12 protein-coding genes are annotated in these 13,253 nt (G+C 42.8%); 8 read left to right on the forward strand and 4 right to left on the reverse strand.

The window, feature by feature from the left end; genetic code table 11:
- Window positions 1-37: 37 nt before the first annotated feature.
- Entirely contained in the window at window positions 38-766 is a 729-nt protein-coding gene (gene ubiE / locus L0P88_RS03045; protein ID WP_247133166.1) for a bifunctional demethylmenaquinone methyltransferase/2-methoxy-6-polyprenyl-1,4-benzoquinol methylase UbiE, read from the forward strand.
- 4 nt (window positions 767-770) lie between these two features.
- A complete protein-coding gene (locus L0P88_RS03050; RefSeq protein WP_247133167.1) occupies window positions 771-1,469 on the forward strand; it encodes a porin family protein in 699 nt (232 codons plus the stop codon).
- A gap of 28 nt (window positions 1,470-1,497) precedes the next feature.
- On the opposite strand, the gene L0P88_RS03055 is transcribed toward L0P88_RS03050, so the two are convergent.
- A complete protein-coding gene (locus L0P88_RS03055) occupies window positions 1,498-2,223 on the reverse strand; it encodes a TrmH family RNA methyltransferase (RefSeq protein WP_247133168.1) in 726 nt (241 codons plus the stop codon).
- Between L0P88_RS03055 and L0P88_RS03060 the strand changes: the two genes are divergently transcribed.
- Genes L0P88_RS03060 through accD form a run of 3 tightly spaced genes read left to right on the forward strand, consistent with a single transcriptional unit; the run spans window position 2,222 to window position 6,884 of the window.
- A complete protein-coding gene (locus L0P88_RS03060; protein WP_247133169.1) occupies window positions 2,222-4,864 on the forward strand; it encodes a BamA/TamA family outer membrane protein in 2,643 nt (880 codons plus the stop codon). The two genes, L0P88_RS03055 and L0P88_RS03060, sit on opposite strands and share 2 nt — an antisense overlap.
- A 53-nt stretch (window positions 4,865-4,917) precedes the next feature.
- Window positions 4,918-5,985, forward strand: a complete 1,068-nt coding sequence (fbaA, locus tag L0P88_RS03065) for a class II fructose-bisphosphate aldolase (RefSeq protein ID WP_247133170.1) — start codon at window positions 4,918-4,920, stop codon at window positions 5,983-5,985.
- Between the two features lie 20 nt (window positions 5,986-6,005).
- Window positions 6,006-6,884: an acetyl-CoA carboxylase, carboxyltransferase subunit beta gene (gene accD / locus L0P88_RS03070; protein ID WP_247133171.1), complete on the forward strand. Its 879-nt coding sequence runs from the start codon at window positions 6,006-6,008 to the stop codon at window positions 6,882-6,884.
- Window positions 6,885-6,925: 41 nt separating this feature from the next.
- Here accD and L0P88_RS03075 read toward each other — a convergent pair whose 3' ends face one another.
- Window positions 6,926-7,798 carry a hypothetical protein gene (locus tag L0P88_RS03075; protein WP_247133172.1) on the reverse strand — a complete coding sequence of 291 codons (873 nt, stop codon included), beginning with the start codon at window positions 7,796-7,798 and terminating at the stop codon, window positions 6,926-6,928.
- Window positions 7,799-7,971: 173 nt separating this feature from the next.
- Here L0P88_RS03075 and rpsO point away from each other — a divergent pair, with 173 nt between their 5' ends.
- From rpsO to L0P88_RS03090, 3 genes are all read left to right on the forward strand, one after another.
- Window positions 7,972-8,241 (forward strand): 30S ribosomal protein S15, encoded by a 270-nt coding sequence (gene rpsO, locus L0P88_RS03080; RefSeq protein ID WP_158778568.1) that lies wholly within the window; start codon window positions 7,972-7,974, stop codon window positions 8,239-8,241.
- Window positions 8,242-8,456: 215 nt separating this feature from the next.
- Window positions 8,457-10,676 (forward strand): polyribonucleotide nucleotidyltransferase, encoded by a 2,220-nt coding sequence (locus tag L0P88_RS03085; protein WP_247133173.1) that lies wholly within the window; start codon window positions 8,457-8,459, stop codon window positions 10,674-10,676.
- Window positions 10,677-10,833: 157 nt separating this feature from the next.
- On the forward strand, window positions 10,834-11,697 hold the full coding sequence (locus L0P88_RS03090) for an RNA polymerase sigma factor RpoD/SigA (protein WP_158778561.1): 864 nt from the start codon (window positions 10,834-10,836) through the stop codon (window positions 11,695-11,697).
- 519 nt (window positions 11,698-12,216) lie between these two features.
- Here L0P88_RS03090 and L0P88_RS03095 read toward each other — a convergent pair.
- Together L0P88_RS03095 and L0P88_RS03100 are read right to left on the reverse strand one after the other, a co-directional pair.
- Entirely contained in the window at window positions 12,217-12,585 is a 369-nt protein-coding gene (locus L0P88_RS03095) for a hypothetical protein (protein WP_247133174.1), read from the reverse strand.
- Window positions 12,586-12,990: 405 nt separating this feature from the next.
- Window positions 12,991-13,224 carry a hypothetical protein gene (locus L0P88_RS03100; RefSeq protein ID WP_247133175.1) on the reverse strand — a complete coding sequence of 78 codons (234 nt, stop codon included), beginning with the start codon at window positions 13,222-13,224 and terminating at the stop codon, window positions 12,991-12,993.
- Between the last annotated feature and the right edge of the window lie 29 nt (window positions 13,225-13,253).

A 13,253-nucleotide genomic window follows, 5' to 3' on the forward strand; every position in this document is an offset into this window, starting at 1 on the left:
GTTTACGGTTGTGTTATCTTTGCCCACAAAATTGCACATGGCCAAAAACGTAAATCCTTATAAGGAATCCCAACTGGGCAAAAAAGCCCAGGTCACGCAGATGTTCGATACCATTTCCAAGAACTATGATGGGTTGAACAGGGTTATTTCCCTTGGCATAGATGTAAAGTGGCGTAGACGGGTGGTGGATATCGTATCCAAATCCAAACCTGAAAACATATTGGACATTGCTACGGGTACTGGTGATTTGGCGATCAATCTCCAAAAAAGCGGGGCCAAAAGCATTACTGGATTGGACATCTCCCCTGGGATGTTGGAAATTGGAAGGAAGAAGGTAGGGGATAAAAATCTGGACAACATCATTGAAATGGTCATTGGCGATAGTGAAAACCTATCTTTTAGCGATAATACGTTTGATGCTGTTACCGTTGCCTTTGGCGTCCGGAATTTTGAGAATCTGGAAAGGGGACTTTCAGAAATCCATAGGGTTTTGAAACCTAAAGGCAAATTTGTGGTCCTGGAAACCTCCGTTCCCACTAAATTTCCATCCAAACAGGGCTATCATATCTATAGCAAATACATTCTTCCCACTATCGGCAGGCTTTTTTCAAAAGATAAGATAGCGTACAACTATCTTTCCGAATCTGCGGCGGCTTTTCCTTTTGGGGAAGACTTCAACAATATTTTGCGAAAAACGGGGTTTATAGATGTGGAGAACAGACCCCAAACGCTTGGGGTTGCAACCATATATGTAGCCTCAAAGTAATTCGATGAAAAAACTCTTTTTCACATGCCTTTTTTTGGTGTCCTTGCACCATGCAAATTCCCAGTTGTTTGGAAAAGATCCCATTATCAATCTGCAGAACGAGGACAAGGATTTTTTGAACTGGGGGTATTACCTTGGGTTTAATAGGTACGATTTCCAATTTGAATATGAAAACGACATAGGACAGGATATTCTAGTGGAACAGACCTATGGCTTTAACGTTGGCCTGATCGGTGAATTGCGTCTCAACAAATTTTTGGATATCCGTTTTGAACCGGGTTTGTTGTATACCCAAAGGAATTTAGGATTCCCTGGGTTTACCAGTCAACAAGATGCCATTAGGGAAGTAAGGTCCACCTATATTCGCTTCCCCTTATTACTAAAAGTAAGTACCAAAAGGTTCAATAACATGAAGCCCTTTTTGATCGGAGGGGTTTATACGTCCATAAATCTTGGAGCCAAAGAAGATAGTTTGGAGGATAATGAAAGTGGTGTATTTAGAATGGTACAGAACGTATACGGATATGAGCTGGGATTTGGAATAGATATCTATACCGAATATTTTAAGTTTACCCCTTCCATAAGGGGTGTTTTTGCCTTAAACAATGAGCTTGTACCCGATGAAGATCCCAACAGTCCATGGACGGGAAATATAAATGCCATGCGAACCAGGGGAATATTCATCAATTTCACCTTTGAGTAGGTGTTGAACGGAACCCCAAGAAATTCAATTATCCTTTTCTCCTTACCTCACTTAAAAGAATTCCGGTTGCCATGGCCACATTGAGGCTTTCCGCAGTTTCATTGGTATATTGGGGTATGGCGATTTTTTTGGCAATTGATCTTTCCACATCCGGGGAAATGCCATTGGCCTCATTACCCATAACCAAAACCCCCGATTTTGGGATATTTTCCCCGTAAACATTTGACCCATCCATAAAAGCCCCGAATACCGGCAAAGAAGTGCTTTCCAGGAAATGTGGAAGATCATCATAAACAACGTTGACCCTGGCAATGGAACCCATGGTGGCCTGCAGTACTTTTGGGTTGTAACAATCCACTGTATTCATTGAACAGACCAGGCTGTTGATACCAAACCAATCACACAAACGGATGATGGTTCCCAAATTACCCGGATCCCTAACATCATCCAAGGCCAAAATCCAATCCAATTCATTTATTTCCGGTCCTTCGGGCATCTTAAATACCCCTAATACCCCATTTGGGTTTTTTAAGGCACTTATGGCCTTAAGCTCCCTTGGGGTGATTTCCTCCGATGGAAATCCATCAAAATGGTGCACGAATCCAGCGTAGGAAAGAATTTTTATGGGCGGCCTTCCTGATTCCAAAAGCGCATCGACGGACTTTTTCCCCTCAACAAAAAAAAGCCGATGTTCATTTCGGTACTTTTTTTGATGTAAGCTCTTTATGAGTTTTAACCACTTTTTGCCAGCCATGGGAATTCGTGTAATTTTGAGCTTTATGATGGATTATTCCTTACGCGGGAACTTTAGGGCAAAAATAGTGGTTATATATGTAGGAGTTCTACTGGCTTCCTGCAACGCCGTTAAAAAAGTTCCTGAAAATGAGTTTTTACTCATGGAGAACACCATTTTTGCGGATAGCGCCAAGGTGGGGGATTCGGATGTCAGAAATCTATTGACACAACGTCCCAATAGTACCATCCTAGGATACCCATTTCGCCTTAACCTTTATAATCTCGCTAAAGAGAATCCAGATTCACTTTATCAAGATTGGTTGAAGAGAAAACCCAAGAGACAACAACGATTGAATTCTTTATTGTCCCAAAAACAAGTCAATAGATTGGGACAGTCCTTTGTGGTAAGGGGAATAAGCAATCTTTTAAAAAGAGTTGGTGAACCACCCGCAATTATAGATACCGTTAGGACAAATAAGTCGGTGGAACGATTGAACTACTACTATGGAAGCAAGGGATACTTTAACAATACGGTTTCCTATGATATAAGACCTATTGGGCGCAAACGCAGGGCCAAAATGGATTTTCATGTGGACTTGGGCAAACCCTACATGGTTGACTCCCTGGCACACAACATAGTTTCAAAGGAAGTGGATTCCATTTATCGCATCAATCAAGACGCGTCTTGGGTAAAAGAAGACGAGCAATTTGATTTGGGCAATTTCAACAAGGAAAGGGAACGATTAACTTCCATATTCAGGAACTCCGGCATCTACAATTTTCAGGAAAGTTCCATCACGTATGACATTGTCAGGGATACTTCACAGGTCAATGACGATCAAAAAATGGACGTAATCCTCAATATCAAGGATTTAAGAAACGCAACGGACAGCAGCAACACCAAGGAATATCGGGTAAATCGTTTTAAAAAAATCAACATTTATGCCGATTATCAATTGAACGAAAGCAACGATTCCCTGCAATCCATGGATTTTCGGAACTATACCATTTACTATAAAAATGAGTTGGCCTACCAACCGGAAGCCCTTACCGATGCCATTTTCTTTAAACAGGACAGTATTTACAGGGAATTGGACGAAATACGGAGCAAACGTCAAATTGTTAATCTGAACACCTTTAAGTATCCCAGTTTTGAGCTACTGCCCGATTCCACAGGAACTTTTTTGACCTCCAATATATACTTGGTCCCCAGACCCAAATTTTCGTTGGATACCTCCCTGGAATTGACCCGATCCAACATTCAACAAGTAGGGATAGGGTTCGGTGGCTCGGTCATTATCAGAAACGTTTTTAAAGGTGCGGAAACCTTGAGTCTCTCTGGCAGGGGTTCCATTGGTATCCTTGCCGATGAGAATCTGGATGAAAACTTTACATCAGAGATTGGTGGTGACATCAACCTTACCTTTCCCAGAATATGGTTTCCCATTAAAACCGAGAAACTTGTCCCCTATTATATGGCCCCCCAGACAAGACTAACCGTAGGTGCCAATTTTCAGCGCAATATTGGATTGGACAGGGTGTCCTTGAACTCCATTCTATCCTATAATTGGTCCCCAGATAACTTCAGGAGAAATACGATTGAATTATTGAACATTGAATTTGTCAGAAATACGAATCCTGACAATTTCTTCAATGTTTACAATAACTCCTACAACAGCCTGGATCTTATTGCCGATGGATTTGACGGGATCATGGAAAATCCCACCGATCCCGTAGAGGACTTCCCGGAACTGGCAGCCTTTTTTGAAACGGTACAAAATGCCACCGATTCCCTAAGACTGTCCGTGCCAGAGGGTACCCGGGGTTTTATTGATGCCGTTACGGCACCTGGCTTTCCCATAGCTTCCGAAGATTTGAGGGAAGTCCGGATCATAGAGGAAAGAAAAGATCGTTTGACCAGTGACAACCTCATTTTCACTTCAAATTATACGTTTCAGAAGAACAACAGGGAAAGCATCAATGACAATGATTTTTTTCAATACCGTATTCGGTTCGAAAGTGCTGGAAATGTTCTTTCCCTAGTTGAGAATATTATCCCGTTTAACCAAGATGACAATGGCCGGGGATTGGTTTTCAGTGTACCCTATTCCCAATACGTAAAAACGGAATTCGACTATATAAAACATTGGGGACTTTCCCCATCAAAGGTTTTGGCCTTTAGGGGATTTTTTGGAATGGCCATTCCCTATGGGAACTCCAATAGCATTCCCTTTGTTCGCAGTTACTTTGGAGGTGGATCCAACGACAACAGGGCCTGGAGGGTATATGCCCTGGGTCCGGGACGTACGGACAACGAAAATGAGTTCAACGAGGCCAATCTTAAACTGGCATTGAATTTGGAATACAGGTTCCCCATTGTGGGGGATATAAAGGGTGCATTTTTTGCGGATGCCGGGAATATTTGGAACGTTTTTGATAATGTGGAGGACCCTGATGCCACTTTTAACGGATTCAGTTCTTTAAGCGATTTGGCTCTCGGGACCGGCTTTGGCCTTCGGTACGACTTTACCTATTTTGTAATACGTTTGGACACAGGCTTTAAGACCTACAATCCTGCTTTGGAGGGTTCGGATCGATGGTTCACGGATTTCAATTTTCGAGAAGCTGTTTTCAACATTGGTATCAACTATCCTTTTTAAGATCAATTATTGTTATTTTTGTGGACTATTCAAACAAGTAACCAACTTAAGATATGGCGCACAACATAAAGCCTGGCGTAGCAACAGGCCATCAAGTACAGGAAATTTTCAATTATGCTAAGGAAAAGGGATTCGCCCTTCCCGCAGTAAACGTAATAGGCTCAAACACGGTCAATGCCGTAATGGAAACCGCGGCATCCTTGAACGCTCCGGTCATCATTCAATTCTCCAACGGAGGCGCACAGTTCAATGCGGGCAAAGGGTTGTCCAATGAAAATCAAAGATCGGCCATTTTAGGCGGAATCGCAGGGGCAAAGCATGTACACCAAATGGCAGAAGCCTATGGGGCCAGTGTAATCCTGCACACCGATCACTGCGCAAAGAAATTATTGCCTTGGATCGATGGGTTGCTTGATGCCAGCGAGGCACATTACAAGTCAACCGGAAGATCACTCTATAGCTCGCATATGATCGATTTATCCGAAGAGCCCATTGAAGAAAATATTGAAATCTGTAAACGATATTTGGAGCGCATGTCCAAAATGGACATGACCTTGGAGATAGAACTCGGGGTTACCGGCGGGGAGGAAGACGGTGTGGACAATACGGATGTTGATAGTTCCAAACTGTACACCCAACCGGAAGAAGTAGCGTATGCTTATGAAGAATTGTCCAAGGTAAGTCCAAGATTTACCATTGCCGCTGCCTTCGGCAACGTGCATGGGGTCTATAAACCTGGAAACGTAAAATTGACCCCTAAAATTCTAAAGAATTCCCAGGAGTATATTTCAGGGAAATACGGCGTTGGCCATAACCATATCGATTTTGTTTTCCATGGTGGTTCGGGCTCAACGCTGGAGGAGATTAGGGAAGCCATTGGTTACGGGGTCATCAAAATGAATATCGACACTGACCTGCAATACGCATTTATGGCCGGTGTAAGGGATTATGTCCAGGGCAAGAGTGCCTATTTGCAGGGACAAATCGGTAATCCGGAGGGTGGTGATGTGCCCAACAAAAAATTCTATGACCCCAGGGTTTGGTTAAGGGAAGGTGAGAAATCATTTTCAGAACGATTAAAAAATGCCTTTGAGGATTTGAACAATATCAATACACTTTAGTTAGTCAAAAGCTCCCTCATATGTCATCTTGGTTCAAAAGAAAGGAAAAAGGTATACAGACGTCTACCGAAGAGAAAAAGGACACCCCCAAAGGCCTTTGGTACAAATCCCCCACGGGAAAAATTGTGGAGTCCGAGGATTTGGCGAAGAATTTTTATGTAAGCCCAGAGGATGATTACCACGTTCGAATAGGCAGCAAAGAATATTTTGAAATTCTTTTTGACGATAACAAATTCAAGGAATTGGACGAAAAACTCAGTTCAAAAGATCCCTTAAAATTTGTGGATACCAAAAAATACTCGGACCGATTGAAAGCGGCAAAGGCCAAAACGGGCCTAAACGACGCCGTAAAGACCGCAGTAGGCAAATCCATGGGCAAGGACCTCGTTGTTGCCTGTATGGACTTTGGTTTTATTGGAGGATCTATGGGAAGCGTAGTTGGGGAAAAAATTGCACGTGCGGTGGATTATGCGAAAAAAAGGAAGTTGCCCTTTTTAATGATTTCCAAATCTGGTGGGGCAAGAATGATGGAGGCAGCGCTTTCCTTGATGCAATTGGCAAAAACTTCGGCGAAATTGGCCCAATTGGCCGAAGCCAAAATCCCGTACATTTCACTCTGTACCGATCCCACCACGGGTGGTACGACGGCTTCTTATGCCATGTTGGGGGATATCAATATCTCAGAGCCCGGTGCCTTGATCGGTTTTGCAGGACCTAGGGTAGTAAAGGATACTACGGGCAAGGATTTACCGGATGGCTTCCAAACCGCTGAATTTGTCAAGGAACATGGATTCCTGGATTTCATTGTCCATCGTAGGGACCTAAAAAGGAAGATCAACCAGTACATCGATTTGATTACAAACCAACCTTTACGAAAAGAAAAAGAACCCGTTGCTTAACGGGTTCCCTTTTATTCACCTTCATCAAACAAAAACAACGGCTAGTTTTTAAAAAACCTTCGTAAAAACACTTCTTCCGAGGTTCCATCGGGTTTGGTCAAAATCCCTTTCGCATCACAACTGCCATCCCCAAAATCCAGACTTGCCGTAGCGCCGTTTCTGGAAATATCCAAAACACCCTGTACAATAAACCTACAGCTCATTTCCCGTCTTAATGGCGTGGTAATTTCTTTGGAAAAAACATTTCCTGCCCTGTTGGTAAATGTACCATTGCCCGTAATCAGGAAAACGTTGTCCCCCCAAAAACCTGTTCCGAAACCTTCTATCCATTCCCTGGTCCTGGTTCCTGAAAAAGAAGCGGTTTCGCCATCCGGCCATGTTGCGTTGTAGTTTCGTGTAATGGTCGACTGTGGATTGCCATTTTCATTGGACCGTACCCTGAGAATACTGGCGCCCCCTTCTACGGATACCCCATTGAAGACAAAATTTTCCAACATTAGGGTGATGGTTTTGGAAGCGGCTTCCATATCATTGACATAACTTAACTTGACAATTCCGGCCAGTACGTTCCCATTTCTTAGTTCGCATCCCTCCCCAAAGTCGATCGTCTTTTCCTTGGTAGTGTCCGTTTCAGTTGTAGTGACGGTCACACAATCAGGTAAATAATCCGATAGGTACATGCCTTTTGAGGTTACCGACATTTCATCGGAAACATACGCATCTTCCGCAATTTCGGCAATATCATCCGCCATTTGTTCAGCTTCATCACTGTATTGTAATTCCGCAACGGTAATGACCTCGGCATCGGTAAAAATCCCTTCTGTTGCAGTTTCTTCTTCACTACAAGCAGTAAACGTCAAAACGGACAGTAGTAAAAGTCCGACTAGGTTCATTGGTTTAAGGCTCTTTTTCATAACAATCAAATTTTAAAGTTTGTCCTTATGACTTGACCAGGGAAAAAAGGTTTAATCCCAAATAAAATTTTTTAGAACAAAAAAAGAAGTATCTTTGCGCCTTGATTGCCGGAGTCCATGCTAAACAATGGAAAACCAATCAAATACATAAAAATCATTTTAACAATATTGGCATGTATTTAAGTAAAGAAAAAAAAGCAGAGATTTTTAAAAAACACGGTGGTTCCGAGGGAAACACTGGCTCAACCGAAGGACAAATTGCATTGTTCACGTATCGTATCAACCACCTTACAAAGCATTTGAAAGAAAACCATAAGGATTTCAACACAGAACGTTCCTTGGTGAAATTGGTAGGTAAAAGACGTAGTTTGTTGGATTACCTCAAGAAAAAAGACATTGAAAAATACCGTGCGCTTATAAAAGAGTTAGGTATTAGAAAATAAAATAATGGGGCTATCAACGCCCCATTTCTTTTTTGTCGAAGTAGTTACGTTCGATGAAACCACATAAGAAAGACCCTGAACGTGGTTCGGGGCATACAAAAAGCTGTTCGAGCTTTCATTGGTCTATACAACGCAACAACACAACCCGACCGCCCGGATAGGCGGTAGACCAAATGTTTAACAAGACCTTCAACAAAGAAGGCAACACAATTTTTATGATTCCAAAAACTTTTAAAGAGGTCATTGACCTAGGTGATGGTAGGGAAATCTCTATCGAAACCGGAAAACTGGCCAAGCAAGCACATGGTTCGGTAGTGGTACAATCCGGTAAGTGCATGCTATTGGCAACAGTAGTATCCAATTACCACGCTGCCGATGTGGACTTTTTACCCCTTACCGTTGATTATCGTGAAAAATTCGCAGCGGCAGGACGTTATCCAGGTGGATTTTTTAAACGTGAGGCGCGTCCCAGCGACGGAGAGGTGCTGACCATGCGATTGGTGGACCGTGTATTGCGCCCACTGTTTCCAAAGGATTACCACGCCGAAACACAGGTGATGATCCAGTTAATGTCGCACGATGAAGATGTTATGCCGGATGCAATGGCCGGTTTGGCGGCGTCCACGGCAATTCAGTTATCGGATATTCCCTTTGAATGTCCAATTTCGGAAGTAAGGGTGGGGCGTATCAATGGTGAATTGATCATCAACCCAACCCTAAAACAATTGAAGGAATCCGATATTGATATGGTCATTGGAGCTTCCGAGGATTCCGTAATGATGGTGGAGGGTGAGCTAAAGGAAATCTCTGAAGAGGAAATGGTCAAGGCCATTGAATTTGCCCATGATGCCATTAAGGCACAATGCGAGGCCCAACGAAAATTGGCCGAAGCCTTTGGCAAAAAAGAGGTTCGTGAATATGACCCGGAACCCGAAGATGAAGAACTTGAGAAAAAGGTGTATGAAATGGTTTATGACAAGTCATATGCCATTGCCAAAGCAGGAAGTTCCAAACAAGAACGGGGCCAGGCATTCAGTGATTTAAAGGAAGAAGTCTTTGAATCCTACACGGAAGAAGAGCAAGAAGAATTGGGAGCATTGATCCATAAGTACTTTGCTAAAGCCCATAAAGAGGCTGTTCGTAACCTAACTTTGAATGAAGGGTTGCGATTGGATGGAAGAAAAACCACTGATATCAGGCCTATTTGGTGCGAGGTGGATTATTTGCCTTCCGTACACGGTTCATCCATCTTTACCAGGGGAGAGACACAAGCACTGGCAACGGTGACCCTTGGGACATCCAGGGATTCCAATATTATAGATATGCCTTCATACGAAGGTGAAGAATCATTTTACCTCCATTACAATTTCCCGCCGTTTTCAACAGGTGAAGCAAGGCCCATTCGCGGTACTTCGCGTAGGGAAGTGGGACATGGAAATTTGGCGCAACGCGCTTTAAAGGGTATGATCCCAGAGGATTGTCCCTATACTGTTCGTGTGGTATCCGAGGTATTGGAATCCAATGGTTCCTCTTCCATGGCCACCGTTTGCTCGGGAACCATGGCCATCATGGATGCCGGGGTGCAACTAAAAAAGCCGGTATCCGGAATTGCCATGGGATTGATAACGGATACGGAAACCGGTAAATACGCCGTACTCTCCGATATCCTTGGTGATGAAGATCATCTCGGGGACATGGACTTTAAAGTAACCGGTACTGAAGAGGGCATTACGGCCTGCCAAATGGACATTAAGGTTAAGGGACTTTCCTATGAAATATTGGTAAAAGCCCTAATGCAGGCAAAAGAGGGAAGGTTGCACATATTAAAGCACCTTACCGATACCATTGAAGCACCGAGACCTGAAGTGAAATCCTATGCTCCTAAAATCGTAACCAAGATCATTCCAGGAGAATATATAGGTGCTGTTATTGGTTCTGGAGGAAAAGTTATCCAAGAACTTCAAAAAGAGACCAATACCACTATTGTTATCAATGAGGATCCAGAAACGGAAGAGGGAATCGTGGAAATCTTAGGTACGGACCAAGCCGGTATCGATGCTGTGATTGCCAAGATTGAAGCCGTTATGTTCAAACCGGAAGTGGGTAGTGCATATGAGGTACAGGTCATCAAATTACTTGATTTTGGAGCGGTCGTGGAATATGTTGAAGCTCCTGGTAATGAGGTATTGCTCCATGTTTCTGAATTGGCATGGGAACGAACCGATAAGGTAACCGATGTGGTCAACCTTGGTGATGTCATCGATGTGAAATATTTTGGACTTGACCCAAGGACCAAAAAGGAAAAAGTGTCCCGAAAAGCGCTTTTGCCAAAGCCCGAGGGCTTTGTTGAGCGCCCTTCCAGAAATGATAGGGGAGATCGAAGAGGGGGCGACCGCCGTGGAGGAAACCGTGATAGAAAACCAAGAAGGGACTAAACCCCTTTTTGTCCGTAATTTTAAACCTCGGCCCATGGCCGAGGTTTTCTTTACAAATTATTTTTCAAATAAATTTTATCAAATTGTAACTTTTTCAACTTTCTTACGTATAAGTAAAAGGAGAGTGTTCCAAAAAATAATAGAAAGGGAAAATTAAATGAGACAGTTAAAGATTACAAAGCAGGTTACCAATAGGGAAACCGCATCTTTGGACAAATACTTACAGGAAATTGGTAAGGTCGATTTGATCACTGCAGATGAAGAGGTGGAATTGGCACAGCGTATCAAGGCCGGAGATCAGATTGCACTGGAGAAATTGACCAAGGCCAACCTTAGGTTTGTGGTATCCGTGGCAAAACAGTACCAAAACCAAGGGCTTACCTTACCTGATCTTATTAATGAAGGGAATTTAGGATTGATCAAGGCCGCCCAACGATTTGATGAAACAAGGGGATTTAAGTTTATTTCCTATGCTGTATGGTGGATTCGTCAATCCATATTGCAAGCATTGGCCGAGCAGTCCAGAATCGTTCGTTTACCATTGAACAAGATTGGTTCAATCAATAAAATCAATAAAACCTTTGCCTTTTTGGAGCAAGCGCACGAACGTGTTCCTTCCGCAGAGGAAATTGCCAAGGAATTGGATATGACCGTAGAGGACGTAAAGCAGTCCTTGAAAAACTCTGGTCGCCATGTATCTATGGACGCACCTCTTATTGATGGCGAGGATTCCAATTTGTACGATGTATTAAAAAGTGGGGAATCCCCCAATCCAGATAAGGAATTGTTGCACGAATCATTGCGTACCGAGATTGAACGTGCCCTGGAAACATTGACCCCAAGGGAAGCGGATGTAATTCGTCTGTACTTTGGTTTGGCAGGCCAACACTCCATGACCCTGGAGGAAATTGGTGAAACCTTCGATTTGACCAGGGAGCGTGTACGTCAAATCAAGGAGAAGGCCATTCGGCGATTAAAACATACTTCCAGAAGCAAAATTTTAAAAACATACTTGGGTTAGACCCCATAAATTACAGTTAAACTTACCTTAAATTGTTTTTTTGGCAAGAAAATTGTAATTTAGTACACTACAGCAGTTTATCATGACTGTTCGTTTTTTGATTGATGAATAAACTCCGGCTGATTACCGGAGTTTTTTCATGGTGAAAATTCTCAAAAACCCTTTAAATACATGGGCTACTGAAGAGAACGGTGATTTTTCACCACACTCTTTACCGCACTCTTTTACAAAGAAAAAATACTCCATAGGACTGTATTGCGGCTTTGACAGTAGGAAATCCAAGTGGTCGGAGCTAAGTCCAATGGAAAATTGTAACGACTGTCGTGATTGGTGTAGAAGTCAAGGTAATCCGGGCACTTATCCATGTTTTTAAAGGGCCGCGAAACGTTTCTTGTTTTAAGGTAAAACAAACCCCAAAAACGAAAATTGGTCCAAATCAGGGTTTCCCTTTTTCCTTAAATGCCTTGCGCAAGTGGTATCAATGAACACTTGCGGGACAGTTTAGTATCATCCCTACAACTAACAGATCTCGTACAGCACGAAAAACCATCTGGCCTGTACCGGGACCATGGTTGGTGGGTCGGGATCGATAAGTTGACGTCTGTCCCCCCAGACAACGACGCTGAAACCGGTCTCATCAATCGGTCCGAGGGCCGCAATCGAACATTCCCCATGATCGGGACCATCCTCACCATAATTCTCTGGTGTGAGTTGAATGATGTAATTGGAGTCTTTGACCAGTCTTTCCGGTAGATGGACCCTATAGCCTACTTGTATGGCGCCCATAATATCCCCAACTGGATCTTCTACTGTTACACGGATGCCGGGCGTTGCCGTTAGTATACTCCCGTCCCTGTTGACTTTTCCCATTGCTATTGCTGAGTACATAGAGATATATCTTACAATGTTAGAATTATATTACCTACTAAAGGTAAAAAAGAAAAGCCTGGTCCGTAATACCAACAATACAGGATTCGATGCCGAATATGAAAAATCCATGCAGCCCTGGTAAGAAGTATTTGAAATGTTTTCCCAAGATTCCAGGTGAAGGTTATTTTCGTTTCAAGGTGGGGGGCCACCGCCGGAAAATGATAATCGAGTACCAGGAAAAAAGGAGTGGATGAGCTACGCTTTTTAAATAATAAATGTTCAAAAATGTCCCGGGAACCCCAGAAAACACGTTGCAAAAAAGGTGCAAATCGCGCTGATTACCAGAGTTTTTTCATTTATGGAATTGCATAAAAAAAGGGGCTTTACTGCCCCTTTGTTCAAAAAACACTAAACATCCATTAATCAAGCTGCCTTTTTCAATGCTTTTTTTGCAATCAATGCTTTTTTGTTGGCCTTTTTCACGGCCAACTTATAGACCTTGGCTTCTTTACGGGCTTTTTTCAATACTTTTTTCTTGCCTTTCTTTTGTTTTAACTTTTTAAGTTCCTTCAAAGCCTTTGCAAATGCTTTCTTTTTAACGGAAACATTTTTTTTGGCTTTTTTGAACGCTTTTTTCAATTCGCTTTTCTTTGACATTGGTGAGATTTTAATGTTGATGCAAAGTT

Origin of the sequence: Muricauda sp. SCSIO 64092 (assembly GCF_023016285.1) — a bacterium.
Classification (GTDB): domain Bacteria; phylum Bacteroidota; class Bacteroidia; order Flavobacteriales; family Flavobacteriaceae; genus Croceivirga.